General features: G+C 69.6%; 26 protein-coding genes. 14 read left to right on the plus strand and 12 right to left on the minus strand.

What is annotated here, in order from left to right; genetic code table 11:
- Positions 1–226: 226 nt before the first annotated feature.
- The 7 genes from ABT025_RS14135 to ABT025_RS14165 all read left to right on the plus strand — a co-directional run bounded on the left by ABT025_RS14135 (position 227) and on the right by ABT025_RS14165 (position 7,489).
- Complete coding sequence (locus ABT025_RS14135; RefSeq protein WP_350993649.1) at positions 227–2,326, plus strand: amino acid adenylation domain-containing protein; 2,100 nt, start codon at positions 227–229, stop codon at positions 2,324–2,326.
- The gene (locus ABT025_RS14140; RefSeq protein WP_350993572.1) at positions 2,323–3,423 is read left to right on the plus strand and encodes an SDR family oxidoreductase; all 1,101 of its coding nucleotides are present in this window, start codon (positions 2,323–2,325) and stop codon (positions 3,421–3,423) included. Before ABT025_RS14135 ends, ABT025_RS14140 begins: the two co-directional genes overlap by 4 nt.
- The gene (locus tag ABT025_RS14145; RefSeq protein WP_350993574.1) at positions 3,420–4,502 is read left to right on the plus strand and encodes a glycine cleavage T C-terminal barrel domain-containing protein; all 1,083 of its coding nucleotides are present in this window, start codon (positions 3,420–3,422) and stop codon (positions 4,500–4,502) included. The genes ABT025_RS14140 and ABT025_RS14145 overlap by 4 nt, the downstream gene beginning before the upstream one ends.
- Positions 4,499–5,587 (plus strand): alpha/beta hydrolase, encoded by a 1,089-nt coding sequence (locus ABT025_RS14150; protein WP_350993576.1) that lies wholly within the window; start codon positions 4,499–4,501, stop codon positions 5,585–5,587. Before ABT025_RS14145 ends, ABT025_RS14150 begins: the two co-directional genes overlap by 4 nt.
- 11 nt (positions 5,588–5,598) lie before the next feature.
- Positions 5,599–5,841: a phosphopantetheine-binding protein gene (locus tag ABT025_RS14155; RefSeq protein WP_350993578.1), complete on the plus strand. Its 243-nt coding sequence runs from the start codon at positions 5,599–5,601 to the stop codon at positions 5,839–5,841.
- Positions 5,842–5,872: 31 nt separating this feature from the next.
- Positions 5,873–6,724, plus strand: coding sequence for an NAD(P)-dependent oxidoreductase (locus ABT025_RS14160; RefSeq protein ID WP_350993580.1), 852 nt, complete (start codon positions 5,873–5,875; stop codon positions 6,722–6,724).
- 99 nt (positions 6,725–6,823) lie between these two features.
- On the plus strand, positions 6,824–7,489 hold the full coding sequence (locus tag ABT025_RS14165; RefSeq protein WP_350993582.1) for a GNAT family N-acetyltransferase: 666 nt from the start codon (positions 6,824–6,826) through the stop codon (positions 7,487–7,489).
- 410 nt (positions 7,490–7,899) lie between these two features.
- Here ABT025_RS14165 and ABT025_RS14170 read toward each other — a convergent pair whose 3' ends face one another.
- Positions 7,900–8,358 carry an Lrp/AsnC family transcriptional regulator gene (locus ABT025_RS14170; RefSeq protein ID WP_350993584.1) on the minus strand — a complete coding sequence of 153 codons (459 nt, stop codon included), beginning with the start codon at positions 8,356–8,358 and terminating at the stop codon, positions 7,900–7,902.
- Positions 8,359–8,904: 546 nt separating this feature from the next.
- On the opposite strand from ABT025_RS14170, the gene ABT025_RS14175 reads away from it, so the two are divergent.
- The 4 genes from ABT025_RS14175 (at position 8,905) to ABT025_RS14190 (ending at position 11,779) form a co-directional block, all read left to right on the plus strand.
- Entirely contained in the window at positions 8,905–10,176 is a 1,272-nt protein-coding gene (locus tag ABT025_RS14175; protein WP_350993586.1) for a hypothetical protein, read from the plus strand.
- A gap of 35 nt (positions 10,177–10,211) precedes the next feature.
- On the plus strand, positions 10,212–10,445 hold the full coding sequence (locus ABT025_RS14180; RefSeq protein ID WP_350993588.1) for a ferredoxin: 234 nt from the start codon (positions 10,212–10,214) through the stop codon (positions 10,443–10,445).
- Between the two features lie 90 nt (positions 10,446–10,535).
- On the plus strand, positions 10,536–11,294 hold the full coding sequence (locus tag ABT025_RS14185; protein WP_350993590.1) for an iron-containing redox enzyme family protein: 759 nt from the start codon (positions 10,536–10,538) through the stop codon (positions 11,292–11,294).
- A 191-nt stretch (positions 11,295–11,485) separates the two neighbouring features.
- Entirely contained in the window at positions 11,486–11,779 is a 294-nt protein-coding gene (locus tag ABT025_RS14190) for a helix-turn-helix domain-containing protein (RefSeq protein ID WP_350993592.1), read from the plus strand.
- 48 nt (positions 11,780–11,827) lie between these two features.
- On the opposite strand, the gene ABT025_RS14195 is transcribed toward ABT025_RS14190, so the two are convergent.
- Entirely contained in the window at positions 11,828–12,151 is a 324-nt protein-coding gene (locus ABT025_RS14195) for an AzlD domain-containing protein (protein WP_350993594.1), read from the minus strand.
- Complete coding sequence (locus tag ABT025_RS14200; RefSeq protein WP_350993596.1) at positions 12,148–12,834, minus strand: AzlC family ABC transporter permease; 687 nt, start codon at positions 12,832–12,834, stop codon at positions 12,148–12,150. Before ABT025_RS14200 ends, ABT025_RS14195 begins: the two co-directional genes overlap by 4 nt.
- Before the next feature lie 68 nt (positions 12,835–12,902).
- Here ABT025_RS14200 and ABT025_RS14205 point away from each other — a divergent pair, with 68 nt between their 5' ends.
- Positions 12,903–13,481 carry a helix-turn-helix domain-containing protein gene (locus ABT025_RS14205; protein ID WP_350993651.1) on the plus strand — a complete coding sequence of 193 codons (579 nt, stop codon included), beginning with the start codon at positions 12,903–12,905 and terminating at the stop codon, positions 13,479–13,481.
- 13 nt (positions 13,482–13,494) lie between these two features.
- On the opposite strand, the gene fabG is transcribed toward ABT025_RS14205, so the two are convergent.
- The 9 genes from fabG to ABT025_RS14250 are packed head-to-tail and all read right to left on the minus strand — an operon-like array spanning position 13,495 to position 22,752.
- Complete coding sequence (gene fabG, locus ABT025_RS14210) at positions 13,495–14,214, minus strand: 3-oxoacyl-[acyl-carrier-protein] reductase (protein ID WP_350993598.1); 720 nt, start codon at positions 14,212–14,214, stop codon at positions 13,495–13,497.
- A gap of 46 nt (positions 14,215–14,260) precedes the next feature.
- Entirely contained in the window at positions 14,261–15,343 is a 1,083-nt protein-coding gene (locus tag ABT025_RS14215; protein WP_350993600.1) for a branched-chain amino acid aminotransferase, read from the minus strand.
- A 32-nt stretch (positions 15,344–15,375) separates the two neighbouring features.
- Positions 15,376–16,968 carry an acyl-CoA carboxylase subunit beta gene (locus tag ABT025_RS14220; protein WP_350993605.1) on the minus strand — a complete coding sequence of 531 codons (1,593 nt, stop codon included), beginning with the start codon at positions 16,966–16,968 and terminating at the stop codon, positions 15,376–15,378.
- Positions 16,968–17,885 (minus strand): fumarylacetoacetate hydrolase family protein, encoded by a 918-nt coding sequence (locus ABT025_RS14225; protein ID WP_350993607.1) that lies wholly within the window; start codon positions 17,883–17,885, stop codon positions 16,968–16,970. Before ABT025_RS14225 ends, ABT025_RS14220 begins: the two co-directional genes overlap by 1 nt.
- Positions 17,886–18,299: an acyl-CoA thioesterase gene (locus tag ABT025_RS14230; RefSeq protein ID WP_350993609.1), complete on the minus strand. Its 414-nt coding sequence runs from the start codon at positions 18,297–18,299 to the stop codon at positions 17,886–17,888. It abuts the gene before it with no gap.
- A gap of 2 nt (positions 18,300–18,301) precedes the next feature.
- A complete protein-coding gene (locus ABT025_RS14235; protein ID WP_350993614.1) occupies positions 18,302–20,179 on the minus strand; it encodes an acyl-CoA dehydrogenase family protein in 1,878 nt (625 codons plus the stop codon).
- A gap of 45 nt (positions 20,180–20,224) precedes the next feature.
- Positions 20,225–21,445, minus strand: coding sequence for a beta-ketoacyl-[acyl-carrier-protein] synthase family protein (locus ABT025_RS14240; RefSeq protein ID WP_350993616.1), 1,221 nt, complete (start codon positions 21,443–21,445; stop codon positions 20,225–20,227).
- Entirely contained in the window at positions 21,442–21,684 is a 243-nt protein-coding gene (locus ABT025_RS14245; protein WP_350993618.1) for an acyl carrier protein, read from the minus strand. Before ABT025_RS14245 ends, ABT025_RS14240 begins: the two co-directional genes overlap by 4 nt.
- Before the next feature lie 48 nt (positions 21,685–21,732).
- On the minus strand, positions 21,733–22,752 hold the full coding sequence (locus ABT025_RS14250; RefSeq protein ID WP_350993620.1) for a beta-ketoacyl-ACP synthase III: 1,020 nt from the start codon (positions 22,750–22,752) through the stop codon (positions 21,733–21,735).
- A gap of 139 nt (positions 22,753–22,891) precedes the next feature.
- Between ABT025_RS14250 and ABT025_RS14255 the strand changes: the two genes are divergently transcribed.
- Positions 22,892–24,283, plus strand: coding sequence for an FAD-binding oxidoreductase (locus tag ABT025_RS14255; RefSeq protein WP_350993622.1), 1,392 nt, complete (start codon positions 22,892–22,894; stop codon positions 24,281–24,283).
- 62 nt (positions 24,284–24,345) lie between these two features.
- Complete coding sequence (locus ABT025_RS14260; RefSeq protein ID WP_502971945.1) at positions 24,346–25,605, plus strand: MFS transporter; 1,260 nt, start codon at positions 24,346–24,348, stop codon at positions 25,603–25,605.
- Positions 25,606–25,653 lie beyond the last annotated feature (48 nt).

The raw sequence follows: 25,653 nt of genomic DNA on the forward strand, positions 1-25,653 counted from the left end.
CCGAGCGCACCTTTCTGTCCCCGCAGCCATCGGCCGCAACATGTTGTTGCCCATCCGTGCGACCGGCATCGAAGAAAAGTGCGTTCTGTCTCCGTACCGCGTTCCCGACATTCCGATTCGTCCGGATGCACGTGTATGGTGACCGCCGTCGCAGGCCCTCCTGAGCCACCACGTGGCCGAACGCTTGCTCGTCACCGTGGTGGCACCATCATGAGTCGAGGTGCGCATGGTCCTTTGGGACAATCTCAACGACGCCGTTTTCAATGTCGTGGTCAACTCGGCGGGACAGCGCTCGCTCTGGCCGGCCGGTCGCCACCTCCCCGGCGGCTGGCGGCCGACGGATTTCTCCGGGCCCCGCGAGGCGTGCCTCGCGCACATCGACGGGACGGGCACCGAGACCCCGTCTTCTGCCCTCCCGGCCCCTGCCGGCCCGCCCCGCATCGCACCGCCCGACGGCACGGCGGTCGCGTACGGGGCACGCCGCTCGGTGCCCGGGACCTCCGTCACCGCACTGGTGAGGGCGCAGGACATTCCCGCCGACCGCCTCGCCGCGACGCACGGCAAGGACCGCATCACCCGCGGGGAACTCCTGAACACCGCCGCCGCATGGGCTCACGTCCTCGCTGAGGCGGGGTGCCACCGTGAGGTACCGGTGGCGGTTCTGCTGCCCCGCGGCCTGGACGCGCTGACCGCCGTCCTCTCGGTCCTGGACTCCGGGGGCGCCTACCTGCCTCTGTCGTGCGAACTGCCCCTGGAGCGCACCGAGGCGATTCTGCGGGACTCCGGCACCCGCATCGTCATCGCCACCGAGGAGCTCGCGGATCGGCTCGCGGCCCCGGGCCGCACCACGCTGACGGTTCGGCAACTGCGCGCAACCGCGCCGTCCTCCGTGGCCGCGCCGACCACGGCCGGCGCGGACGATCTGGCCTTTGTCTTCTACACGTCAGGCACGACCGGCGAGCCCAAGGGCGTCGAAGGCACCCATCGGCAGCTGGTCAACTACGCGCTGTGGTGCGGGAACGCGTTCGATCACCGCCCTGCCGAATCGACGTTCCTGAGCGCGTCCCTGTTCTTCCTGGGCTCCCTGACCACGATTTTCACGCCCCTCCTGAAGGGCTGGCCCCTCACCGTCGTCCCCGAAGGCGCGACCACCGACGCCCTGCTGGAACTGTCGACGACGGTGCAGGGCGGTCTGCTCAAGCTCACTCCGACGCACGTCCGCATGATGACGGCGCGCGGGGTCCCGATCACCGGGCTCGCACGCCAGCTCATGGTGGGCAGCGAGGCGTTGACATTCACCGGTGAGCTCAGGGAGTGGATGGCCGGATCGCCCGAGCGAGTGGTCGTCAACCACTACGGGCTCACCGAGACGCACGGCTGCTTCTGTCACTGGCTCGGCGGCAGCGAGACGGTCGGAAGCAGGGTGCCCGTCGGACGGCCGATCGACAATGTGGACGCGTACGTCGTCGACAGCGACGGTGAGCCGGTCGGGATCGGCGAGGTCGGCGAACTCCTGGTGGCCGGGCCGTCGTTGGGGCGCGGATACCGCAACCGTCCCGGGCTGACGGCTCAGCGCTGGATACCCGATCCATGGGCGTCGGACGGCTCCCGGCTCCTGCGGACCGGTGATCTGGCACGCATGGACGCCGATGGTGTGACCACGGTCCTCGGCCGCGCCGACCGCCAGGTCAAGATCCGCGGCCATCGCGTCGAGCCCAGCGCTGTGGAGCAGGTTCTGCGGGGGGTGCCGGGGGTCGAGGAGGCACTGGTACTGCCCCGGACGCGGGACGGCCGGATGACGCTGGAGGCGTTCCTGCTCCACGGCCCGCAGGCCGCTCCTGAGCCACATGCGGCGAAGTCCGCGGTGGAGGCCCTCTATCCGCCGCAATGGGTGCCCACGCACTGGGCGGTCCTGTCCGCCTTCCCGGTGAACGCCAACGGCAAGGTGGACACCCAGGCCCTCCCCGAGCCGCTGCCCCTGGGCGCCGGCTCGCCACACCCCTCGGGCGGGCCGAACCGCTGGAGCCGGACGCATCGCATCGTGGCGGGGGCGTACAGCGACGTCCTGGACATCGACGAGATCGGTCTGCACGACAGCTTCTACGCGCTGGGCGGTGATTCCCTGGCCGCCGTCAATGTCGCCGCGCGCATCGGAAGGGAACTGGGCCACGAGGTTCCGGTCCCGTCATCGGACGCAGCGACCGTACAGGCGTACGCCGAGAGGATCGGCGCGACCGTGCAGGTGCACACCGAGAAGACCGACGCGACCGTACGCGTACACACCGAAATGACCGGGCCGGCCGCGGTCCCTCGGAGCGCCGTATGACCGGCACTCCGTCCGTGACGCTGCTCACCGGGGCGACCGGGTTCCTCGGCTCAGCGCTGGTGGGACGCTTCCTGGCGGCCGGGGACCGGGTGCGGTGCGTCGTGCGGGGCGCGACGAGCGACGAGCGAACCGGGAGGCTCCGCTCCGCCGTCGGCCAGCTGCCGCCAGGCGACCACGAGCGACTGGAGGTGGCTTCCGGCGATCTCGACGAGCCGGGTCTGGGGCTGTCGAACGCGGAGTACGAGCACCTCGGGCAGGACGTGACGCGGGTCGTGCACTGCGGTGCCCGGGTCAACATGTCCCTCCCCTACGCCTCGCTCCATCCGTCCAATGTCGCCGCCACGGAAAGCCTGTTGGCACTCTGCGAATCCCGGGGCGCCCGCTTCTGCCACATCGGCAGTCTCGCGGCAGTGGCGCACACCGTGACCGGCGAACCCTTCGAACTCGTCGATCCGGTCGCGGGTGGATACGCACAGTCGAAGTGGGCGGCCGACCGTCTCGTCAGCACCGCCCATCAGGAGACGCGTGTGAACGCGACCGTCTTCCGGCCGGGCCGGGTCACGACGGACACCCGCACGGGCCGTTCGAACCCCAGCGACCTGCTGGAGCAGATCCTCCGCCGCTGTGTGCACCTCGGGGCGGTCCCGGATCTGACCGGTTCCGTCCGGCTCAGTCCCGTCGACTGGGTCGCGTCGCTCATCGTGGCCCTGTCCGGCCGCACGGACTCCTGCGGCCGTGCGTACCACCTGGTGTCCGAAGAGGCACTGCCCTGGCGGGACGCGGTCGACGTGCTGCGCGCGGCCGGGTACGAACTGGACGAGGTCCCTTACGCGAAGTGGCGTTCCCTGGTGTACCGAGCGGGGCGCGAGGACACATCGACCGCTCGGCTCGCCGCGTCCCTGCCCGAGGAACCGCTCGTCTTCGACAACCGCCCGGGGCTGCGAGCCACCCGTGCACGGACACAACTCGGCCAGGAGTACCCCCTGCTGCCACCCGCGGCGGCCCTGTTGGCCGAAACGGTCCGGACATGGCCTGATCAGGACCGGAGCGGCCCTCGGCCCGCCGTCCGCGGCCCTCACCCGCAGGGAGCGCCATGACCCTTCACCGGCTTCCGCTGCACGACGAGCACACGCGGCTCGGTGCCCGCATGGCCGAGTCCGACGGCTGGCTGCTTCCGCTCGAGTTCGGCGGCGCGTTCAAGGAGTACCAGGCCCACCGCAGACGGTCCGTGGTGTGGGACTCGTCCAGTCTGGGGCGTGTCCGGGTATCGGGCGCCGGCGCCTTCGAAGCGGTCCAGCGCACCTTCACCAATGACCTGCGGCGCACTCGGCCGGGCCGCAGCCAGTACACGTTCCTGCTGTCACCCGACACCGGCGGCGTGGTCGACGACCTGATGGTGTGGTGGGTGCGCGACGAGGAGTTCGTCCTCACGCCGAGCCGGCCCGATGCCGTGCTCGACGCGCTGCGCAACACGCACGCCGAAGGAACCGCGGGACCGTGCGACATCGAGGACGTGTCAGCCGGTCGCGTTCTGCTTGCGCTACAAGGGGCCTGCGCAACCGACGAGTTGGCCGCTCTGGGGGTGGACCCGGCCGGGCTGCCCCATTCCGCGGTGTGCGAGGTGGTGCTGGACGGGCATCCCGCCCGAATCGCCACCACCGGATTCGGGCGGCAGGTCGGCTTCGAGCTGGACCTGCCGGTGGCCGTCGCACGCTCCGTGTACCGGCGACTGGTCGACGCGGGGGTCACACCGGCGGGCCTGGCGATGCGCGAGACCCACCGTCTGGAGGCCGGCATCCCCAGGCCGGGGTACGAACTGGGCCCGTCCATCTCCCCCATGGAGGCGGGCGGTTCACGGTTGGTCGCGCTCGGGACAGAGTTCGTGGGCCGCGCCGCCCTGATCGCGCGCACCCGCCGCGGGCTCGATCGTGTCCTGCGTGCCGTGGTGATGGACACCCGCGAGGCCCCGCCCGCAGGCGGCGCACTGCTCCGGCACGGCCACGCGGTGGGCCGTGTCACCAGTGGGAACTACGCCCCTCGGTTGCACCGCGGCCTGGGGTTCGCGTTCGTACGCCCGGACATCGGCGTGGGGTCCGCCGTGGCCGTGGACGGCCCGCGCGGAGAGCTCGGGGGCAGGATCAGCGCGGTCCCCGTCGATCCGGAGGTGGCGTTGTGAGTACGCCGGAGCGAGGCAACGGCCCCGCGGGGTTGCGCGAACCTGCGGCCGCCCGGCTGCCGAGCGGCCCGGTCGCGGACAAGCAGCCGTCCACGGCGTACCGCATCGACCCCGACCTGCACCGGGTCGCCCGGCTGTACAGGCGCGTCGACCATGCCGACGCGCAGGCCGCACGTCGCGAAGCCGCCCGCCGGGTCAGAGTGGCGCAGCTGGCGGGCCTGTGGACGGCGACCGACCCCGCCGTCCACGTCGAGGACCACGTCGTGCGCGACGACACGGGCCACGAGGTGGCGGTACGGACCTACCGGGCCAAGGCCGAATCGGGCCCTCGACCCGCCGTGATGTACCTGCACGGTGGTGCCTTCATCTCGGGCGACCTCGACTTCGAGCACCCTCGCTGCCTGGAGACCTGTCGGGAGACGGGGTGCACCGTGGTGGCCGTGGACTACCGCCTGGCGCCGGAGCATCCCTATCCCGCCGCCCTCGACGACTGCGTTGCCGCCTACCGGTGGCTGTGCTCCGACGGTGCGTCGATCGGTGTGGAGACCACACGGATCGCGATCGCCGGGGCCAGCGCGGGCGGTGCCCTCGCAGCGGCTCTGTGCCTGCGCGCCCGGGACGGCGGACTGCCGGCACCCGCACTGCAGATGCTGTTCTACCCCGTGATGGACGACCGGCTCCGGACCTCTTCCGTGCGGGTGTTCACCGATACGCCCGCATGGGACGCACCCAACTGCACGCATATGTGGAACCACTACCTGGGGCCGGCGGAGCACCGGGGTGCCGTGTCCCCGTATGCCGCTCCCGGTCGCGCCACCGACCTGTCCCAACTGCCGGACGCCTATGTGATGACCGCGGAACTCGACCCGTTGAGGGACGAGGGCGCGCACTACGCGCAGGCGTTGGCGGATGCCGGTGTCCCCACCGAACTGCACTGTTTCGCCGGTGCGTTCCACGCCTTCGACACTCTTTCCACGGCGTCGCTCTCGCTACGGGCCCGACGTGAGCACCACGAAGTGCTGCGCACCAAGCTCGGCCGGAACTCCGGCCGGACCCGCCGAACCGAGGCGCCGGCCACCACCTGAGGGGAATGTCCATGCCGTCCGAGGACGCATTCGTCCAGAACGCCCTTGAGTTCCTGCAGGAGATCGGCGCCGACACGTCGCTGGTGACCGCCGACACCCATCTCTTCGAGGCAGGCTTGCTGGACTCCCTGGGAACGCTCGCCTTCCTCGACTTCCTCGAACAGCAGCGCGGTGCGGAGGTCGAGATCGACTCGCTCGACTTCGACACGATCGCGACGCTGCGCAGCACCTACGCGTTCGTCTTCCCGCGTTGACACCGCTCGGTCCGACGGAAGGGACTTCGTCATGAAGGTTGGATTCATCGGCCCCGGTCTGATGGGGGCACCCCTGGTGGAGCGGCTCCTCGCCGCGGAGCACGAGGTCGTGGTCTCCTCGCGGGCCCCCGGTCGACTGCCGGCCGGCTGGAACGCCGTCGGCACGCCCGAAGCGGCGGCCGAAGGCGCGGAGGTGATCTGCTCGATCCTGCCGGACTCCGCCGAGGTCGAGTCGGTGGTGGACGCGGTGCTGACCGTGGCCGAGCCGGGTTCGGTCCTCCTGGAAATGACGACGCACTCGCCCCGGGTGGCCCGTCGGCTCGCTGCCCGCGCCGAGCGGCACGGGGTGAGCTACCTGGACAGCCCGGCCGGAGGCGGAGTCGCTGCGGTACGCGAGGGGACACTGGCGTTCTGGGTCGGCGGACCGCTGGAGGCGCTCGAGCGGGCGCGGCCCGTCCTCACCGCGATGGGCGACGGGGAACGTCTGCGGCACTGCGGGCCCGTCGGCTCCGGCCTCACCGTCAAGCTGGTCAACAACTACCTGGTCGCGGTGAACGCGGTGGCCTCCGGCGAGGCCCTGGCGATGGTGCGCGAAGCCGGGCTCGATGTCTCCGTGGCCATCGACGCCATCACGTCCGGCGGTGGCGGCGCCAACGCCCAGCTGGCCAACCTGTACCCGAAGCGGGTCATGGTGGGCGACTTCACCGCGGGCTTCAAGCTGGACTACATGGTCAAGGACCTGAGGCACGCCTTCGGTCTGGCGGCGGAACTGGGCGTCGACTCCCCCGTCGGGCGCGCCGCCGGGGATCGCATGTCCGAGGCGCTCGGTCGGTACGGTGGCGAGGTCGACTTCGGCTCGGTGTCCCACCTCAACGAATGGTGACCGCCCCGCCGACGCCACGCCGTCCCGACGCACCGGCTCGTGGACTCCCGTCGGCCGGTCCCAGGTGTCCTGACGCCGGAAGCGACGAGGAGTGACGTGATGCAGCCGTGGTTCCATGTCCCCGTACTCACCGGCTCCCTCGTCCGGTTGGAGCCGTTGTCAGCCGATCACGCGGCCGACCTCGCCCTGGCCGCCGAGGAGGACCGCAGCAACTACACCTTCACGCTCGTCCCCCGGGCCGGGGAGGTGGTCGACTACCTGGCAGCTCAGTTCGGCCGGATGGCGGACGGACTCGTCCCGTTCGCACTGGTCCGGCGGAGCGACGGTCGCGCCGTGGGCTGCACGGCGTACTGGGAGCCGCGGTACTGGCCCGGCCGAAAGGACCTGCAGGCCGTCGAGATCGGATTCACCTGGCTCGGCGCCTCCGCGCAGGGCAGCGGGATCAACGCCGAGGCGAAGCTGCTGTTGATGCGGTACGCCTTCGAGGAACTGCGGGTGGTCCGGGTGGATCTCAAGACCGACGCCCGCAACCGTCGATCCCGCCGGGCCATCGAGGCGACCGGCGCCACCTGCGAGGGTGTGCTGCGCAACTGGTCGGCGTCATGGGCCGCCGGCGAGGAGGGGCGGCTCAGGGACTCCGCCATGTACTCCGTCGTGAGCGCGGAGTGGGCCGGCGTCGAGGCCCGCTTGCTCGAACGGCTCGCCCAGCGACATGGGAGCACCCGGACGGAGCGTCCCGGGATCTCCGAAGGCTCGGCCCCCTGAGACGAGGAGGGCGCCACCCGACTCAAGCGGGCCATGGGGCCGAGGCGGCCGTGAAGGCTGCCGGTCCAACTGTGCGAAGGCCGTGGAATTCCTATGAATGGGCCGGCCGGGTGCCGCACCACCCCGCCAGAAAAGACCAATTTCTTGCTTCCACGCCTATTGCCAATTGCAGATAGGCGTGGAAGGAACACCGGTCCGACTGAACCGGAGATCCCAGTTGCGGGTTCGGAGGCTGCCCCGCCGGAACCGACGCCCATTCCGGGCAACACGGTCACCAGCCATTGCGTAAGCCATGGTGGCTGATTTGTTTCGCCGTCCGCAAAGGCGTCATCACCACAACAGCGGCGACCCCGAGCGCGGGATCCCACGGCCTTCGGCGCCGTCCGCCTCCGTCGAATCCCTTTGACGTCTCAGTCGTCGGACTTGACGGTCTTCATCGTCAGGTGCGAGTTCACCCTCGTCACGACGGGCAGCACGATGAGCCTGCCGGTCAGGAACTTCTCGTATGCCACAAGGTCCTCAACTGCGACCCGGATGAAGAAATCGGGCTGCCCGAACATCCGCCGCACCTCGATGACCTCGTCGTACGCGGCCACCTGTCGCTCGAACTCCTCCAGTGAGGCGAGGTCGCGGCCACCGACGTCGACGGCGATGACGACCTCGACGTTGCGCCCCATGACCGCCGGGTCGATACGGGCGCGGTAGCCGGCGATCACACCCGCCTCACGCAGACGCTTGACCCTTCGCAGGCAGGGCGGGGGGCTCAAGCCCACACGCTGCGCAAGCTCAACGTTGGTGAGACGCCCATTTCTGGACAGTTGGAGCAATATTGCGCGGTCTATGGCATCCAGTGACCGGTCGCTACTCATGAGAAGCACTTTAGCAACGATGTCGAACAACTTCTGTTTCTTTAGAGGTCTTGAATAACTCGACATCGCACTCGACGGTCTCATTAACTGAGATGGCACTTGCTGACCCCACGGGCGACTCGTGTACCGTGAAGTCTACTTAATGGATTCAACGCCCCCTGACTCACTGATTCGACATATCTGTCCACAAGTGGCGATGGACTGAAATCCCGTTATGCATCACCGCACTGCCGGTCCGGAAGCCGACTTCTTCTCTTGTCGGCCGTGGGCGTGATTCACGCCTCAGGGGCTGCGCGCGCAAGTCGGCCGGTGAAGTGATGCGCTCTTCGTCACCCACCCGGAGCACGGTCACGTCGCACGGCTTCAACAGGCCGCTCCAACCCGGCGCGTGACGATGCGCGAGCCGGCCGGCGCAGCTGATCACCGGGCCCTGGACCATGCAACGCGGCGACGGACCCCTTGAGGCATCCGCCGCCCGACGCTCCGGACGAACCGCCCTCCTGTGCACCACGACTGCTGTCACGGCGAGATCCACGAGGGGAAGCCATGCCCGTGTCTGTGTCCCTGTCGAACACCCACCTTGCCGGTATCGACACGGCGGCGGCATTTCGCGCCGCCGTGGGTGCGTCACCGGATCCGAACTGCCTGGCCGGCGTCCTAGGCGCGTGCCTGCGGCCGCTCGTGTACAGCCGCCACCACTGGCTGGTGTACCGGGGCGAGTACCGGGTGCGCGCCGACCTGCGCTCGGCCCTGGAGTCGCTGAGCGAGCGCGTCCCCGGGGAATGGGACGACGAGGAGGCGGACCTCGCCCTGACCCTGTTCGCCCTGGACGCCGCCGCCGTCGGACTCGACGAGCTCGAGGACCGGGCGGACTCTGCGGCGGCGCGCGCCACTCTGCTCGCGCGCCACGCGCTCTACGCGTCCGTCCTCGATCCGGACGAGTCAGCCCCGCAAGCCCTGCTCGACCTGGCATTCCGGGTGGCGCGCATGCGCGCGCCGGTCGAGGAGACGCACGAGCTGTACTCGGTCATCGACGGGCGCGCCTGGTTCCGTACCGAGGGAGTGATCCCGGGCAGGGACATCGATCGAAGCGTGCTCCCGGTGCCGGTCGAGGAAGCACTCGGCGCCCTGCCCGGCTCCGGAGACGTCACGTCAGCCTCCGACCGCCTGACCGCCGCGACCCGCAAGGCCGTCGCCCTGGACGCGCAGAGCGCCTCCGTGCTCCGCGCGATCATGGCGGCGGCTCTCAAGGACCCTGTGCTGCGCGCGGACCACGTCACTGTCACCTGCCCCATGGGCAACATGCTGGAGCGGCCACACGAGATGACGACCAGTCAGGCGTTCTTCACCGAGACGCAGTTGCGCGACGGCATCGAACTGAACGCCCTCGCCGATCGGTTGGGGCACGCGTCCGACGAGCAACTGCGGCGTACCGTGCGCGCCCGCATGCTGAAGCTGAAGCGCGGGGCGATCCGCAGCCTGTACGGCCCCGGCTGCATGCAGGGCCAGTTCGTGGAGAAGCACGGCGGCCACATGCTGTTCCGCAACGAGGACGCCCATTACCGGGGCCACCAAAGCATCGGTTGCTCCCACGGCGGCCGGGCCTCGTTCGCCTTGGGCTACCGCCTGGCAGAAGGCTCCGAGCAGGTACTGACGTCCATGGTCGGCGACTTCCGAGTCGTGCGGATGAGCCATGACGACCGCGACGAGTTCACCGTCGACGAACTCAAACACACCATCCGCTACGCCGAGTGGATCCGGGTCGTGGTGGAGGAGACCTACCGGGCCGGCGCGGTCATCCGCAGGGACGACGCGTAGGCATCGGCGAAGCCACCGTCCGAGAGGAGACGTCAATGCGCATGTGGATCGACCAGTCCCAGTGCCAGAACAGCGGCCTGTGCGAGGAGGAGGCACCGGATCTGTTCGCCATCGGGGACGGCTTCCTGGCGTACGTGCGCCAGGACGGCGAAGTCCTCGACCAACCCGGCGGCGAGGGCAGCCTGGCCGAAGTGCCCGAGCACCAGGTGGCACTCGCCGAGCAGTGCGCCAAGGCCTGCCCTGCCTTGTGCATCCACCTCGTGGACTGAAGAGACGTGGGCTGCCGGGACGTGGACCGACAGACCGGGAGCCCGTCGCACCACTCAGGGAACGCAGACACCCAACGTAACGGAGCAGATGTGACCGTCATTTCGGATCAGCCGTCTCAGCTCTCGCTCGACGAGGCGCACAGCCGCATCCAGGCCCTGGCACACGGATGCGCCGAGCACCCCGCCGTGAAGAACGCCTTCTACGACATGTGGATCGCCGAAGAACTCACGGCCGACGAGGTGGAGCTCGTCGCCAAGAACTTCTACGAGCGCGTGCGACGCACCCCGATCCGCATCGCGCTGGCTTTTCTGCACATGGAGGACATCACCGCACGTGCCGAGACGGTGGAGAACCTCTATGACGAGATGGGTCACGGAGATCCCGCCAAGGCGCACTCGGTGATACTGCGCGACTTCCTGGAGAACCTGCTGAGCCGGATGCGCGGCCACGCCGTCGACCTGGACACGGTGAAGGCCCCGGTGCTGCCGTCGACACTGCGCCTCGTCGAGGAGAGCGAGAAGGTGTTCAGCAGCTCGTATCCGCAGGAGGTCTGCGGCGCCCTGCTCGCCCAGGAGTGGCACGCGTATCCGCAGCTGGTCAGCCTGTACGAGGGCGTGCGCAACTACCGCCGCCACTACGGGTTCGAGGAGTTCCACGAACAGTGTGAGTTCTTCTATCTGCACATAGGGGCCACGGAGAAGGAACACAAGGTCCACTCCCTGTCGACCGCCGCCAGGGCCTGCGGCTCGCTGGAGGACGTCGGGCAACTGGAGAAGGGCTTCACGACCTACCTCGATCTGCTCGCCGAGAACTGGGCCGAGATCCATCGCGTGCTCAGGCCCAGCTGAACCACGGCCGCCGGCCCGGCACCGAACACCCTGGCACCCCGGAGCACCGGACCGGTGCGCGCCAGGGTGTGCGGTCCGGCCATGGCCGCCCCGGCCGACTCACACGACAGGAGTCCGTAATCGCCACGCAAGCTGCCCTGATTCCTGCGCACAGCACCGGCCGAGGGCCGTGCGCCGCGGAGCCCGACCATATGTGGGGGACCTTGTTCGAGAAGGTCTCGGCCCTGTCGCGACGTGAGTTCGAGGTCTTCTGTCTCCTGGCCGAGGGTGCTTCGAACCGTTCGATCTCGAATTTCCTGAAGGTCACCGAACGGACGGTGAAGGCCCACGTGGCGCAGGTGCTGGCCAAGCTCGACGTGGAGTCCCGCCTGCAGGCGGGGATCGTCGCCTTCGCCTGGGCGGTGCACATCAGCAACCGCACCTCGCCCGTGCTGCCCTCGCCTCCGTGCTCCACGCCCCTCGTGCACACCCGCGGACACGGCTGATCCGGCGGATGCCCGCCTTCCGCGCACCCGGACGGCCACCGTGCACGCTCAGGCGACGCCCACCAGCCGCAGCAGGGCCGTGGATGCGGCGGCTGCCAGGACCACCACGACGAACGGCACCTTGCGCCAGGCGAGAAGCCCTCCTACCAGCACTCCGATCGGGCGGGCCACCCCCACCCACTCATGGGCCTCGAACAGCGCGGTGGTGGCGACGAGCGCGGCGAGCAGCACCACCGCGGAACGCTCCATGAGCTTCTCCACCGCTGGCGGGAACGCGACCCTGGAGCGCAGGGCCGGGCCCGCCAGACGGAATGCGTACGTACCGACGGCCAGCACGAGCATCGCCCCCACCAGCAACGGAGTGTTCGTCATCGCGCGCCTTCTTCCTCTCGTACCCGCCCGGTCGCCAGGACGAGACCGGCCAGCGCCAGCAGGACGGGCAGCCCGACCGGCAGAAACGGTGTCGCGACCAGGGCGAGCGCGGAACCGGCGAGTGCCGCGTGCCGGGTCTTCCGGTCTCGCAGGGCCGGCAGGATCAGCGCCAGGATGACCGCCGGGAACATGGCGTCCAGGCCGAGGGAGTCCGTGTCCTTGATCACCGAGCCGGCCATGCCGCCCAGGAGGGCGCCGAGCGGCCAGCACACCAGGATGCCGAGTCCGCACAGCCGGTACGCGGCACGCTTGGCGGGCAGGTCCTTCTGCGCCAGGGCGAAGACGACTGTCTCGTCATTCATCAGGTGGGTGCTGAGGATCCGGCTCCAGCCGCGGCCGATGACCTCCGGAATCGCCAGTCCGAAGGGAAGGTGCCGGGCGTTGACGAGCAGCCCCGCCAGAACGGCCGCGACGGGGCTGCCGCCGGCAGCGATGATCCCGATGAACAGGAACTCCGAGGACGCGGCGACGACGAGCACCCCCAGCAGGACCGGTGCCCACAGAGGAAACCCGGATGCCACCGCGATCGCGCCGTAGGACAGACCGATGACACCGACCGCCAGACACACCAATGCCACGTCCCGCAGCACTTCGCGCTCTAGAGTTCTCCATAACGAACGCATGGAACTCATAATGAACGCCACGACGGTCGTTCGTCAAGGCGAACACTCGACCGGTGGAGCGAACGACAATGAAGACACCCCCGACAGCAGCCGACTCCACGAAGCCCCCGCTGGAGGCCATCGCCGCCGCCCTGCGCCGTGAACGCAACCGCGCCGGCCTGAGCCTCAGCGAGGTCGCACAGCGGGCCGGGATCGCCAAATCCACCCTCTCCCAACTGGAATCGGGCTCGGGAAACCCCAGCCTGGAGACTCTCTGGGCGCTGTGCGTCGCACTGGACACGCCGTTCTCCCGGCTGGTCGAACCCCGCCAGCCCCAGGTCCACGTGATCAGGGCCGGAGAGGGCGCTGCCGTCTCCTCCACCCAGGCCGACTACCACGCGGTGCTTCTGTCGGCCTGCCCGCCCGGCGCGCGACGCGACGTCTACCGCGTCACCGCCGAGCCGGGACACCAGCGCACGTCGGATCCGCACATGCCGGGAGTCATGGAGCACGTGGTGCTGGGCGCCGGCCGAGCGCTGGTGGGGCCCGCCGACGACGCCGTGGAACTGGGCCCCGGTGACGCCATCACCTACCCGGCCGATCTGCCCCATGTGTTCCGCGCGCTGGAGCCGGGCACCTGGGCCGTACTGGTCAGCGAGCACGTGTAGGGGCCCGCAGGGTTCAGTGCCCCATCCCCATGCCGCCGTCCACGGGGACGACGGCCCCGGTGATGTACGAGGCCTCGTCCGAGGTCAGGAACCGTATCGTCGCCGCGACCTCCTCCGGCGTGGCCAGGCGCGCCAGCGGGATCTTCGCGAGAGCGGCGTCGCGCTGCCTTGCCGTCAGAGCCCGGGTCATGTCGGTGTCGACGAAGCCGGGGGCGACGACGTTGCAGGTGATGCCGCGCGGGCCCATCTCGCGGGCGTAGGAACGAGCCAGGCCCACCAAACCCGCTTTGGAGGCCGCGTAGTTGGTCTGCCCGGCGGAGCCGTGCAGACCGACTACGGACGAGACCAGGACGACCCGCCCCCTGCGTGCCTGCAGCATGCCCGCCGTGGCCCGTTTGAGGACACGGAAGGTTCCGACGAGGTTCGTCTCGAGCACTGCCCCGAGGTCGGCCTCCGGCATGCGCAGCAGCAGGTTGTCCCGCGTGATGCCGGCGTTGGCGATCAGCACGTCGACGGGACCGTGCCGCTCCTCGATGTCCTTGAACGCCATCTCGACCTGCTCGCTGTCCGTGACATCGCAGCGCACCGCGAGACAGCCCGCGTCCACGAGGTCACGAGGCGGCTCGCCGGACCGGTGGGTGACCGCCACCCGCTCGCCGGCTTCCGCGAAGGCCCGCGCGACCGCGTGGCCGATGCCCCGATTCCCTCCGGTGACGAGTACCGATCGGCTCACCGAATTCCCTCCCTCTGATCGTGTCTGCGTGCGGCAGGAGCGGTGCTCAGGCGAGCTTGTGGACCCAGCCGTACGGGTCGGGGCGCTCGCCGGCCTGGATGCCCATGAGCTCTTCCCTCAGCCGTACGGTGACGGGCCCGGCCTCGCCGTCGCCCACCGTCCACTGGCCGTCGGCGCTCCTGACCCGGCTCACGGGGGTGATCATCGACGAGGTGCCGCAGGAGAACACCTCGGTGAGCGCTCCGGCTTCCGCGTCCGCGCGCCACTGATCGATGCTGATCCGCCCCTCCTCCGCCCTGTACCCGAGATCTCCTGCCAGGGTCAGCAGGGAGTCCCTGGTGACGCCCGGCAGCAGTGTGCCGGTCAGCTCGGGTGTGACCAGCCGGCTTCCGTAGACGAAGAAGAGGTTGCTGGTACCCATCTCCTCCACCCAGCGGCGCTCCACCGCGTCCAGCCACACCACCTGTTCGCATCCCTGCTGCCTGGCCTCCTCCATGGCCAACAGCGTCCCCGCGTAGTTGCCGCCGCACTTCGCGGCACCCGTGCCACCCGGCGCCGCCCGGACGTGCTCGCTCGGCACCCACACGGAGACGGGCCGGGGTCCGGCCTTGAAGTAGGCGGCCGCCGGCGACGCGATCACCACGAACAGGTACTCGGTGGACGGCTGGTAGAAGCCGATGGACCGTTGCGTCGCGATCACGAAGGGCCGCAGGTACAGGCTGTGCCCGGCCCGGCGGGGAACCCACTTCTGGTCGGCGGCGACCAACCGCTCCAGGGCTTCGACGTAGGTGTCCTCGGGGAGAGGCGGCATCGCCATCCGCCGGCAGGAGGAGTTCAGCCGCGCGGCATTCTCGTAGGGCCGGAACGACACCACCGACGCGTCCGGGCGGCGGTACGCCTTCATGCCCTCGAAGATCGTCTGTCCGTAGTGGAAGACCTGGGCGGAGGGCTCGAGGGCGATCGGGCCGTACGGCTCGACCCGGGCGTCGTACCAGCCGCGTTCCTCCGCCCACTTGATCGTCACCATGTGATCGGTGAACACGTCGCCGAAGGCGGGGTCGGCCATCAGCCGCTCCCGCTCGGAGTCCGGGGTCGGGACGGCGGGCTGGTGGGTGAACTCGACCGGCATGGGGCTCCTCGGGGACGGGGTGGGCTGGGGGTTCAGACGGGTGGGTTGCCGTGCTTGCGCGCCGGTTGCTCACCGCACTTGGCGCGCAGCATCGTCAGCGCGCGCACGAGGGTGACGCGGGTGTCGGCGGGATCGATGACGTCGTCGACGAGGCCGCGCTCCGCCGCGTAGTACGGATGCATGAGCTCCGCCTTGTACTCCTTGACGACTTGCTCGCGTACCGCCTCGGGGTCCTCGGCCTCGGCGATGCGCCGGCGGAAGACGACGTTGGCGGCGCCTTCCGCGCCCATCACGGCTATCTCGTTGGTCGGCCAGGCGAAGGACAGGTCGGCCCCGATGGAACGGGAGTCCATCACGATGTACGCCCCTCCGTAGGCCTTGCGCAGAATCAGCTGGACGCGGGGCACGGTGGCGGTGCAGTACGCGTAGAGCAGTTTGGCGCCGTGCCGGATGATGCCGTCGTGCTCCTGGGCCACACCGGGCAGGAAGCCCGGCACGTCGAGCAACGTGACGAGCGGAATGTCGAAGGCGTCACACATCTGCACGAAGCGTGCGGCCTTCTCCGACGCCTTGATGTCCAACACCCCGGCGAGGCGCAGTGGTTGACTGGCCACGATTCCGACCGTCCGGCCGTCGAGTCGTGCCAGAGCGCAGATCACGTTGGGCGCCCAGCGCTCGTGGACCTCAAGGAACTCGCCGTCGTCGACGATCCCTTCGATGACCTCCCGCATGTCGTAAGGCATCTTCCCGTCGGTCGGGACGATGCGGAGCAGGTCCTCGCAGCGACGGTCAGGAGGGTCGGCCGTCGGGCAGACGGGGGGTGTCTCCCTGTTGTTGGAAGGCAGCAGCGACAGCAGATAGCGCACCTCGGCGAGGCACGTCGCCTCGTCGGCGAACGCGAAGTGCGCGACGCCCGATGTCCCGGCGTGCACGTCCGCGCCACCGAGCCCGTTCTGCGTGACCTCCTCGCCGGTGACCGCCCTGACCACGTCGGGCCCGGTGATGAACATCTGCGACGTGTCGCGGACCATGAAGACGAAGTCGGTCAGAGCCGGGGCGTACGCGGCCCCTCCGGCGCACGGGCCCAGGATCACCGAGATCTGCGGAATGACGCCCGAGGCGCGGGCGTTGCGGCGGAAGATTCCGCCGTAGCCCGCGAGCGCGCCGACGCCCTCCTGGATGCGGGCGCCCGCACCGTCGTTGAGGGAGACGAGTGGCGCGCCGGCCGCCACGGCCATGTCCATGATCTTGTGGATCTTCTCGGCGTGCGCCTCACCCAGCGCACCGCCGAAGATGCGGAAGTCGTGGGCGTACACGAAGACGGTCCGGCCCTCCACGGAGCCCCACCCCGTGACCACGCCATCCGTGTGCGGCCTCTTCGCCTCAAGGCCGAATCCCGTGGCGCGGTGGCGGCGCAGGGCCTCCACCTCGGTGAACGATCCTGGGTCCAGCAGCAGCTCGATCCGCTCCCGCGCCGTGAGTTTGCCCTTGGCGTGCTGGGCCTCGGTGGCCCGCTCGCTCGGTCCGCGACGCGCCGACCGCTTGATCTCCCGCAGTTCGGCCAGGCGGCTCAGGGCGTCACCGGGTACCGTCTGATCGTCGTGGGTCCGGGTCCGAGGGGGCATCACCAGCTGTCTCCTTCCGAGGCCGGCAGCGTGCCGGGGACGGTGACGGCCTTCTTCTCGCTGCCGAAGGCGCGGCATCGCTGGCGTTGTGCGCCGAGCCCTGCCACCTCCACCTCAAGGAGGTCTCCGGGGCGCAGGAAGTCCACGTCGGGCCGGGCCAGGGAGATGCCTGCGGGCGAACCGGTCAGCACCACGTCTCCCGGCTGAAGCACCAGGAACTGACTGAGGTACCAGATGAGATGGGCGACGTCGAAGACCATGTCACCGGAGTGGCCGTCCTGCATCCGCCGGCCGTTCACATGACAGGTGAGCCTCAGCGACCGCAGATCGCCCACCTCGTCCGGGGTCACCAGGTGCGGCCCCAGCGGGGTGAAGGTCTCGAACGACTTGCCCTTGATCCACTGCCCGCCCCGCTCCAGCAGCCAGCCACGCTCCGAGACGTCGTTGGCGGTGCAGAATCCGGCGACGTGGTCGAGGGCACGGTCCGGGTCGGCAAGGTACTGGGCACGTCGCCCGATGATCACGGCGAGTTCCACCTCCCAGTCCGTCTTGCGGCTGCCTGGCGGAATGACGAGGCCGTCGAAGGGCCCGACCACCGTCGAAGGCGCCTTGCTGGACACGTAGGGCTCATCCGGCACCTCCATCCCGGCCTCCAGCGCGTGCGCCCGGTAGTTCAGGCCGATGGACAGCACATGTCCGCCGGGCCGCACGGGCGGGCCGACCCGCTCGTCCGGCCCGGCGACGGGCAGCCCCGGACCCTCGTGTGCCAGGCGTTCGCCGAGTTCACGCAGCCGGCAGGGGTCGAGTGCGCTGCCGCTCCAGTCGGGAACCCATGCCGACAGATCGCGCACCGTGCCGTCCGTGTGGACGGCACACGGGCGCTCCTGCCCCGCCGGTCCGATCCGCAGCAGGCGCATTCACTCCTCCTCTTCGAGGAACTTCGCGAAGAAGTTGAACTCCGCTTCGGTGAGCCGGCGTGGGCGTCCTGCCTTGTAGTCGAAGGGAGCCATGACCGTCGAGGCGGACGCGTACACGGTGTCGCCGTCCTTGACGTCGTAGTCGACGGCGACCGTGGCCGACTGGAGCCGCGACACCCACATCTCGATCTCGACCGGCTCGTGCCGGTGAACCAGCTGCCGCTTGTACGAGATCTCGTGGCTCACCACCACGGAACCGTCCCTGAAGAAGGCGTCGCCCTCGGTCGGGGCCATGCGGAAGACGAAGTCGACGCGGGCCTCCTCCAGATACCGGAGGAAGTTGACGTTGTTGACGATTCCGTAGACGTCCATGTCCGCCCAGCGCAGCGGGCAGTGGTACACGTGCCGGGCCATGGTCACCTCTCTCCTGTCGCGGCGGCGAAGGGGCCGGCCCCGGTGAGTGCCTGGAAGGCGGAGACGTAGTCGTCCGCGGCTATCGGGGAGCGGAGCAGCTCGGGCGACAGCCGGAAGCCGTCGATGAGCAGCGCCGTGTGCGGGAGTACGCGTGTGCACGTCTCGTCGATCAGAGCGGGCAGCGCCCGCACCTCGTGAGCGGTCAGCGCGCCTTGCGCCAGGTACCAGCCCGCATCGCGCTGGAGCTCGGTCAGTGCGTAGAGCAGGGCCAGCTCGTGCAGGGCGGCACGGACGGACGGCTCGTGCGCCTCGGCGACGGCGTCGGTGAAGCAGCCGAGCGTGACCCGTACGGCCTGGGTACGGGCCATGGCCAGCGCGGAGTTCATGGTGCTGTTCCACGCTTCGAAGTACGTGCGGTCGTCGCCGTCCGTCATCCGGGCGCGGCCCTCCTCGTGCAGCGACCGCTCCCTCTCGCCCAGGATCCCCGCCAGCAGGCCCAGGTCCAGGAGGCCGTCGGGACCACGTTCGGCCCGGCGCTCCGCGGCGGTCCCGGTCCCGGCGGCCGGTCGGGCGAGCATCTGGCCCGCGGTGGTCGCGAGCAGCACCTGGTTGTCGCCCTCCGCGGTGACCAGGCCCTGGAGCAGGGAGCCGTAGTCCGCCATCCGGTTGGCGCTGAAGATGCCCTGGGCTCCGCAGCGTTCGCGGCAGACGGCGACGGTCTCCGTCATCTCCCAGGTGGTGAGGGTCTTCGTGAGGGCGATCAGCACGTTGAGCTCGGCCGAGACCTCGCCGGCCTCGCTCACGTAACGCCGCTTGGCGTGGTTGAGCAGGAAGGTCATCGCGTAGACCTTGGCCAGCTGTGTGAAGAGGGACAGCTGGTGGCTTCGGTATTCGAGGACGGGCATGTCGTTGCGGCCGGGGGCGTTGGTGAGCCGCTGCGCGGCGTACCTCAGGGCGATGTACACGCTCGCCCGGCCCGCTCCCACGGCCGCGCCGGACACACAGAGCCTGCCGGGCTGTATACGGCTCATCGCCTTCAGGAACCGCTTGCGCTGATTGCCCGCGGCCGGCCTGAAGGCACCGTCCCGCGTGAACTCGCCCATGTCGCCGAGGAGCAGGTTGCGGCGCTCCACGCGCACCTGCTCGAACCGGGTCAGGCCGTTGTCGAGACCCTGCACGGGCTTCTCCGGGCAGGGCACGGCGTGGATGCCTTCGCACAGGCCCGCCGCATCGCTGATGCGGACGACGAAGGGGTAGACGCCGTGGTCCTTTCCTTCGGCCTTCAGCCTGGCCAGTACCACCGCGACCTTCGGGACATCCTGGAAACCGCTGTACGACATGTACTTCTGTGCGAGCGGGTCAGGTGTGTCGATCACGAAGGTCTCGGTATTGCGGTCGTAGACCGCTTCCGTGCGCAGGGCCGCCACGTTGTTGCCGTAGCCGAGTTCCGTGGCCATGTACGGGCCGAAGGACTCCAGGCTGTCGAGCTCCTCGAGGTAGTCCTTCAGGTCCTCCCGGTCGCCGCCGTGCTCCGCCACAGTGCCCAGGCAGAGGTTGTAGTGGACCATCAGCAGGGAGAACGTCGACACGTCCAGCAGGGCGGGCCATTCGGCCAGGGCGAACAGTCGGCGTGGGTTCTTCAGGATCTCCAGCGGCCGCTCGATGCGCCCGTGGACGAAGCGGGAGCGCTCGTAGCTCAGGCGCCCCGCCTCGGGCAGGCTCAGTCCGTCACGGGCGTCGAAGACCGGGTCCAGCAACAGCGCCCGGATGTCGGCGTGCACGTCCTCGTAGGCGCCGTCGAAGAGCAACCGGGTCAGCTCTGCCCGGGCGGTGTCGTCCTCGCCGGATTCGGCCGGGCCCGAAACTGTGGTGCTGGTCATCGCGTCTCGGTCTCCTCATATGCGTGGTCGGTGGGGGCTTCGAGGTCAAGGGGCGATCAGCAGAGCCGTGTTCTGGCCGCCGAAGCCGAAGGAATTGCTCAGCGCGATGTCGACGGAGCCCGCGCGTGGCTCCTTGTGGACGAGGTCCACGTCGATACGGGAGTCCGGATCCTCGAGGTTCGCCGTCGGCGGCATGAGCCCGTGGTACGCGGCGAGCGCGGCGAAGGCCGCCTCGATGGCGCCCGCCGCGCCGAGCGGGTGGCCGGTGACGCCCTTCGTGGAGCTGACCGCGGCGCCGGGGCCGATCACGCGGCGGATGACACCGGCCTCGATGACGTCGTTGAGCGGAGTGGACGTGCCGTGCGCGTTGACGTACCGCACGTCGGATCCGCTCACGGCGGCATCGGCGAGCGCCGCGCGCACCGCCAGTTCCGCGCCCCGCCCCTCAGGGTGCGGGGACGTCACGTGATGCGCATCGGCCGAAGCGCCGTAGCCGATCACCTTGCCGTACGTACGCGCCCCGCGCGCCCGGGCGTGCTCCTCGGACTCCAGGACGACCACTCCGGCACCCTCCCCGAGGACGAACCCGTCCCGTGTCCCGTCGAAGGGCCGTGACGCCGTCTCCGGTGTGTCCGTCCGGCGCGAAAGCGCGCGCATGCGGGCGAACGTCGACGCGTACAAGGGCGTGACGGGAGCCTCCGCGCCACCGGCGATGACGATGTCGGCGACACCGGTCCGCAGCATCTCGCGCCCGATCCCGATGGCGCTGGCACCGGAGGCGCACGCCGAACAAGGCGCCAGGCACGGACCGTTGGCGCCGACGTCGATCGCCAGCTGGCCGGCCGCCATGTTGAGCAGCCCCATGGGCAGCGTCAGGGCCGAGACCTCCGAAGGTCCTTCCTGCAGCAGGATCCTGTGCTGGGCCTCGAGTGTCGCCGTACCGCCTGCACCCGATCCGATCACCACGGCCACTCGGGCGCTGTCCGCCCAAGCGCCCGGCTCGTGCCCGGCATCCGCCAGGGCTTCGCGCGCGGCCACGATGGCGAACTGCGCGTACCTGTCGAACTGCCAGGCGTTGCGCAGCCCGCTGCGCGCCGGGGAGAAGTCCGGTACGCGGCATGCGATGTCCACGGGAAGGCCCGTCAGTCCGGGATCACGGGCGGCCGTCCTCTTCGCCGTGAGGACGTTCCGCCAGTTCTCCTCGACCCCCGTCCCGGCCGGCGTCACCAGGCCGATTCCTGTGATCGCGGCGGCGAAAGGGGTCATCGGGCATTCACGCCCTTCTCCTCGACCAGGGAGACCAGGTCGGCGACCACGGAGATCTCGGAGAGTTCCTCGTCCGAGATCTCCACTCCGAGCCGCTTCTTCACAGCGGTCGCGAGTTCGAGCTGAGAAAGCGAGTCGAGGCCCAGATCGTCGAAGGTCGCGCTGGGCGAGATCGAATCCTTGTCGATGTCGAACCTGCTGACGAATACCTCGATGACAGAATCCTGGACAGAGCTCATTCTTTTCCTCCCGGAAGACATGGCTTGATTTGAATGTCGGTGATCGGGCTACAGCACACCCTCGACCGTGATGTCCGGCCAGGTGAGCACGGTCGATCCCCAGGAAAGGCCGGCACCGAACGCGGACAGCAGCACGCGGTGGCCGGGCCGGAGGGCGCCGGAATGCGCGATGTCGTTCAACAACAGCGGAACCGAAGCGGACAGCGTGTTTCCGACCCGGTCGATATTGACCGCGACGCGGTTCCTCTCCAGTTCCAGCTCGTCCGCCACGGCGTTGACGATGCGGACGTTGGCCTGGTGGCCCACGAACCAGTCGATGTCCGTGACCGACCACCCCTTGCGGGCCAGCACGCCCCGCGACGACTCGGCCATTCGCTCCACGGCCTGCTGAAAGAGCGGCCGGCCCTCCATCCGCAGATACCAGTCCTCGGCCGGGACCTCGGCGTGGCCGAGTCCCGCCGAAGCCGAGCGCTGGCGCGAACCGCCTGCGGGGATGGCGAGCAGATCGGCGCGCGCGCCGTCGGCGCCGAGGTCGAAGGGCCCGAGCGCGCCCTGCTCGTCCGCGTCGCCCCGGCGGAGCACCACCGCACCCGCGCCGTCCCCGAAGATCGGCGCCGTACTGCGGTCCTCGGGGTTGACCAGAGTGGTGAAGGCTTCCGCCCCGATGAACAGCACGCGGTCGGCCACGCCCGATGCGATCAGCCCGCTACTGGTTGCGAGCCCGTACAGAAAGCCGCTGCACGCCGAGGTCAGGTCGAAGGCAGGAACTGTCCCGAGTCCGAGCAGATGCGCGACCTCCGGCGCCACCGCGGGGCACAACCGGTCGAAGGACGTGGTCGCGAGAACGACGGCGTCGACCGTCGCCTTACCGGCCGACTTCAAGGCCTTCGCGCCTGCCTCGACCGCCAGATCACGGGTCGACAGGCCATTCGACACCATGCGCCGCTCAGATATTCCGGTCCGGGTCTCTATCCATTCGTGAGTGGTGTCGAGCGTCGTGCACAGATCTTCGTTCGTGACAATCCGGGGTGGAAGCCATCCCCCGATTCCCTCGATCACTGCCGCCATGAGAATCCCCCCTTCGTGGATGACGCTCCGGCGAGTCTCACCGCAAGACAAGACCAACTCAATTGGCCTTTGGTGCATACATGTCCGGCCGTACCAAAGGACAATTGAGGGTTGCCGGGGCCGCGGATACCGTACTCGCGTGGACACAACAGCCCTGGAGAAAACGGTCCTGGAAATCGTGCATGCCCTTCCGCCCGGGCGCGTCGTCACCGACCCCGCCCTCCTCGCCTCCTATGCGCGGGACGAAGCGGAAGGCGCCCCCTACTCCGTACCCGCCGCCGTCGTACGACCGCACGGGACCGCCGAGGTCGCGGCAGTGGTCTCCAGCTGCGCCGAGCGGGGTGTCACCGTCGTGGCCCGCGGTGCGGGTACCGGCCTTTCGGGCGGAGCCAACGCGGTGCCCGGCTGCGTGGTGGTCTCGTTCGAGGCGATGAACGGGATCCTGAGCATCGACCCGGACGAACGCGTCGCGGTCGTGCAGCCCGGTGTCATCAACGACGGACTGCGGGACGCCTGCGCACAGCGGGGACTGTGGTATCCACCCGATCCGGCCAGCTCTCCGTGGTCGACCATCGGCGGCAATGTCGCCACCAACGCGGGCGGCGTGTGCTGCGTGAAGTACGGGGTGACGCGCGACTACGTGCTGGCGCTGGAAGCCGTGGTGGGCCGCGGCGAGGTGGTCCGGCTCGGCCACCGCACGGCCAAGAGCTCCGCCGGGTACGAACTCGCCTCTCTCATGGTCGGTTCCGAGGGAACCCTGGGACTGATCACCGAAATCACGCTGCGACTGCGCGGGGCCCGCTCCCCGGAACGCACCGTCCTCGGCTACTTCGACGACCTGGCCGCCGCCGGACGCGCGGTCGCCGCCGTGACCGCCTCCGGTGTGGTTCCCAGCGCACTGGAACTCGTCGACCGCTACTGCCTCCAGGCGGTGGACGAGTGGAAGAACATGGGCCTGGCCGACGGCGGCAACGTACTGCTCCTCGCCCGGACCGACGCCCCGGGGACGGCCGGTGCCGAGGAGGCCGACACCGTCCTGCGCGCCTTCCGTTCGGCGGGCGCGACGTCGAGTGCGCAGTCTTCCGACGAAACCGAGGCCGAGGCCCTGTTCGCGGCGCGGCGACTGGTCTACCCGGCACTTGAGCGCCTCGGCTCGGTGCTCACCGAGGACGTCTGCGTACCGCGTATGCGCGTGCCCGACATGCTCGGGCGCATCGAGCGCATCGCCGGCGACCGGGGTGTGCGCATCGCCGGCCTCGCGCACGCGGGGGACGGCAATCTGCATCCCATGGTGGTGGTGGCGCGCGGCGACGAGGACGGCCGCCGCCGCGGCCACGAAGCCCTGGCGGAGATCGTCGACGAGGCGATCGTCATGGGCGGCACCGTCACCGGCGAGCACGGTGTCGGACTGCTCAAGATGCGGGGACTGGCCGATGAGTTGGGACCGGCCGCACTCGACCTCCACCGGCGGGTCAAACACGCCATGGACCCGGCCGGCATCTTCAATCCCGGCAAGGTCTTCGCTCCGTGACCCGGGTCACCTGTCCTTCGCTCCGGCAGCCCGCCCCGCCACGGCACTGTTAAGACAGAGCCATGACGTCATCACCGCCACGCCCTCTTCGGCCGCCCAGGAGCGCGGCCGACAACACCCTTGGGCCCAAGGGCTTCTGGACTCCCGACCTCGCGTTGTTCTTCACCGCGCGCACCATGGCCAGGCTCGGCGACATGATGCTTCCGGTCGCACTCGCCGCCGGACTCGTCCGGCACGGCTACGCCGCGGGGGGAGTCGGGCTCGCGCTGGCCGCGTACACCGCCTGCTTCGCGGGATTCGTCATCTTCGGCGGCGTGATCGCGGACCTCTTCGGCGCCCGGCGCCTCATGATCGGTGCCGACCTCGTACGGGTCGGTACGCAGTCCACGGCAGCAGCACTCTTCTTCTCCGGGAACGTCACCCTGTGGCACCTCTGCGCGATCGGCGCGGTCAACGGCGTGTGCGCGGCCTTCTTCCAGCCGGGCATCGCCAGTACCGTGCCCGGCATCACCGACGACGTGCAGAAGGCGAACGGCGTCATCCGCACCGGGGAGTCGGTGATGGCCGTCCTCGGGCCCGCGTTCGCCGGCGTGCTGATCGGAGTCGCCTCCGTGGGCTGGGTGTTCGCGGTGCACGCCGCCACCTACCTGGTCAGCGCCCTGTGTCTGGGGCTCCTGCGCTCCCCCACCCGCGTCAAGACCCGGCCGAAGGGGTTCTTCGCCGGGCTGGCCGGCGGCTGGCAGGAGTTCCGCAGTCGCACGTGGATCTGGTCGGTCATCGTCATCTGGATGGTCTTCATGGTCACCGTGTGGGGTCCGACGATCCCGCTGGCGGCCGCGGAGCTGATCACCGAGCACGGCGAGCGCGCGTACGGCATCGTGAACTCCGGTCTCGGTGCCGGTATGGCGGTCGGTGGGCTGCTCGCACTGCGCATCCGGCCGGTACACCCGTTGCGCGCCGGGGCCATCGCGTTGTTCGGGTTCGCCCTGGAGCCGCTGACGGTCGGGGCCCGCGTCCCCTTCGCCGCGGTCGTGCTCGGATGGGCGGTGGCAGGCGCCGCCATGGCCTTCTGGAGCGTGATGTGGGCCACCAGCATCCAGACCCAGTTGCCCAACGACGTCCTGAACCGCATCTCCGCCTACGAGGTCGCCGGTTCCGTCGCCATGATGCCGGTCGGCCAGCTGATCGCGGGCCCCGTCTCCGGAGTCGTCGGAACGCACCATGTGCTCCTGGTGAGCTCCGGGCTGGCCCTCTGCACCTGCGCGGCGCTGTTGGCCGTGCCCGCCGTCCGCGACCTCGTACGGGTCGACGCCCCCGGATGAACGAGCCGTCCACGATCGCATCGGGTGCTGATCGCGGTGGGTGCTGTT

This window comes from Streptomyces sp. NPDC002809, from assembly GCF_040295435.1.
Taxonomy (GTDB): domain Bacteria; phylum Actinomycetota; class Actinomycetes; order Streptomycetales; family Streptomycetaceae; genus Streptomyces.

What these genes read in the sequence shown, in the direction of transcription:
- ABT025_RS14135 (WP_350993649.1), top strand. Translation starts at nt 227, where the DNA reads ATGGTCCTTTGGGACAATCTCAACGACGCCGTTTTCAATGTCGTGGTC.
- ABT025_RS14140 (WP_350993572.1), top strand. Translation starts at nt 2,323, where the DNA reads ATGACCGGCACTCCGTCCGTGACGCTGCTCACCGGGGCGACCGGGTTC.
- ABT025_RS14145 (WP_350993574.1), top strand. Translation starts at nt 3,420, where the DNA reads ATGACCCTTCACCGGCTTCCGCTGCACGACGAGCACACGCGGCTCGGT.
- ABT025_RS14155 (WP_350993578.1), top strand. Translation starts at nt 5,599, where the DNA reads ATGCCGTCCGAGGACGCATTCGTCCAGAACGCCCTTGAGTTCCTGCAG.
- ABT025_RS14160 (WP_350993580.1), top strand. Translation starts at nt 5,873, where the DNA reads ATGAAGGTTGGATTCATCGGCCCCGGTCTGATGGGGGCACCCCTGGTG.
- ABT025_RS14165 (WP_350993582.1), top strand. Translation starts at nt 6,824, where the DNA reads ATGCAGCCGTGGTTCCATGTCCCCGTACTCACCGGCTCCCTCGTCCGG.
- ABT025_RS14170 (WP_350993584.1), bottom strand. Translation starts at nt 8,358, where the DNA reads ATGAGTAGCGACCGGTCACTGGATGCCATAGACCGCGCAATATTGCTC.
- ABT025_RS14175 (WP_350993586.1), top strand. Translation starts at nt 8,905, where the DNA reads ATGCCCGTGTCTGTGTCCCTGTCGAACACCCACCTTGCCGGTATCGAC.
- ABT025_RS14180 (WP_350993588.1), top strand. Translation starts at nt 10,212, where the DNA reads ATGCGCATGTGGATCGACCAGTCCCAGTGCCAGAACAGCGGCCTGTGC.
- ABT025_RS14190 (WP_350993592.1), top strand. Translation starts at nt 11,486, where the DNA reads ATGTGGGGGACCTTGTTCGAGAAGGTCTCGGCCCTGTCGCGACGTGAG.
- ABT025_RS14195 (WP_350993594.1), bottom strand. Translation starts at nt 12,151, where the DNA reads ATGACGAACACTCCGTTGCTGGTGGGGGCGATGCTCGTGCTGGCCGTC.
- ABT025_RS14200 (WP_350993596.1), bottom strand. Translation starts at nt 12,834, where the DNA reads ATGCGTTCGTTATGGAGAACTCTAGAGCGCGAAGTGCTGCGGGACGTG.
- ABT025_RS14205 (WP_350993651.1), top strand. Translation starts at nt 12,903, where the DNA reads ATGAAGACACCCCCGACAGCAGCCGACTCCACGAAGCCCCCGCTGGAG.
- ABT025_RS14215 (WP_350993600.1), bottom strand. Translation starts at nt 15,343, where the DNA reads ATGCCGGTCGAGTTCACCCACCAGCCCGCCGTCCCGACCCCGGACTCC.
- ABT025_RS14220 (WP_350993605.1), bottom strand. Translation starts at nt 16,968, where the DNA reads ATGCCCCCTCGGACCCGGACCCACGACGATCAGACGGTACCCGGTGAC.
- ABT025_RS14225 (WP_350993607.1), bottom strand. Translation starts at nt 17,885, where the DNA reads ATGCGCCTGCTGCGGATCGGACCGGCGGGGCAGGAGCGCCCGTGTGCC.
- ABT025_RS14230 (WP_350993609.1), bottom strand. Translation starts at nt 18,299, where the DNA reads ATGGCCCGGCACGTGTACCACTGCCCGCTGCGCTGGGCGGACATGGAC.
- ABT025_RS14235 (WP_350993614.1), bottom strand. Translation starts at nt 20,179, where the DNA reads ATGACCAGCACCACAGTTTCGGGCCCGGCCGAATCCGGCGAGGACGAC.
- ABT025_RS14240 (WP_350993616.1), bottom strand. Translation starts at nt 21,445, where the DNA reads ATGACCCCTTTCGCCGCCGCGATCACAGGAATCGGCCTGGTGACGCCG.
- ABT025_RS14245 (WP_350993618.1), bottom strand. Translation starts at nt 21,684, where the DNA reads ATGAGCTCTGTCCAGGATTCTGTCATCGAGGTATTCGTCAGCAGGTTC.
- ABT025_RS14250 (WP_350993620.1), bottom strand. Translation starts at nt 22,752, where the DNA reads ATGGCGGCAGTGATCGAGGGAATCGGGGGATGGCTTCCACCCCGGATT.
- ABT025_RS14260 (WP_502971945.1), top strand. Translation starts at nt 24,346, where the DNA reads ATGACGTCATCACCGCCACGCCCTCTTCGGCCGCCCAGGAGCGCGGCC.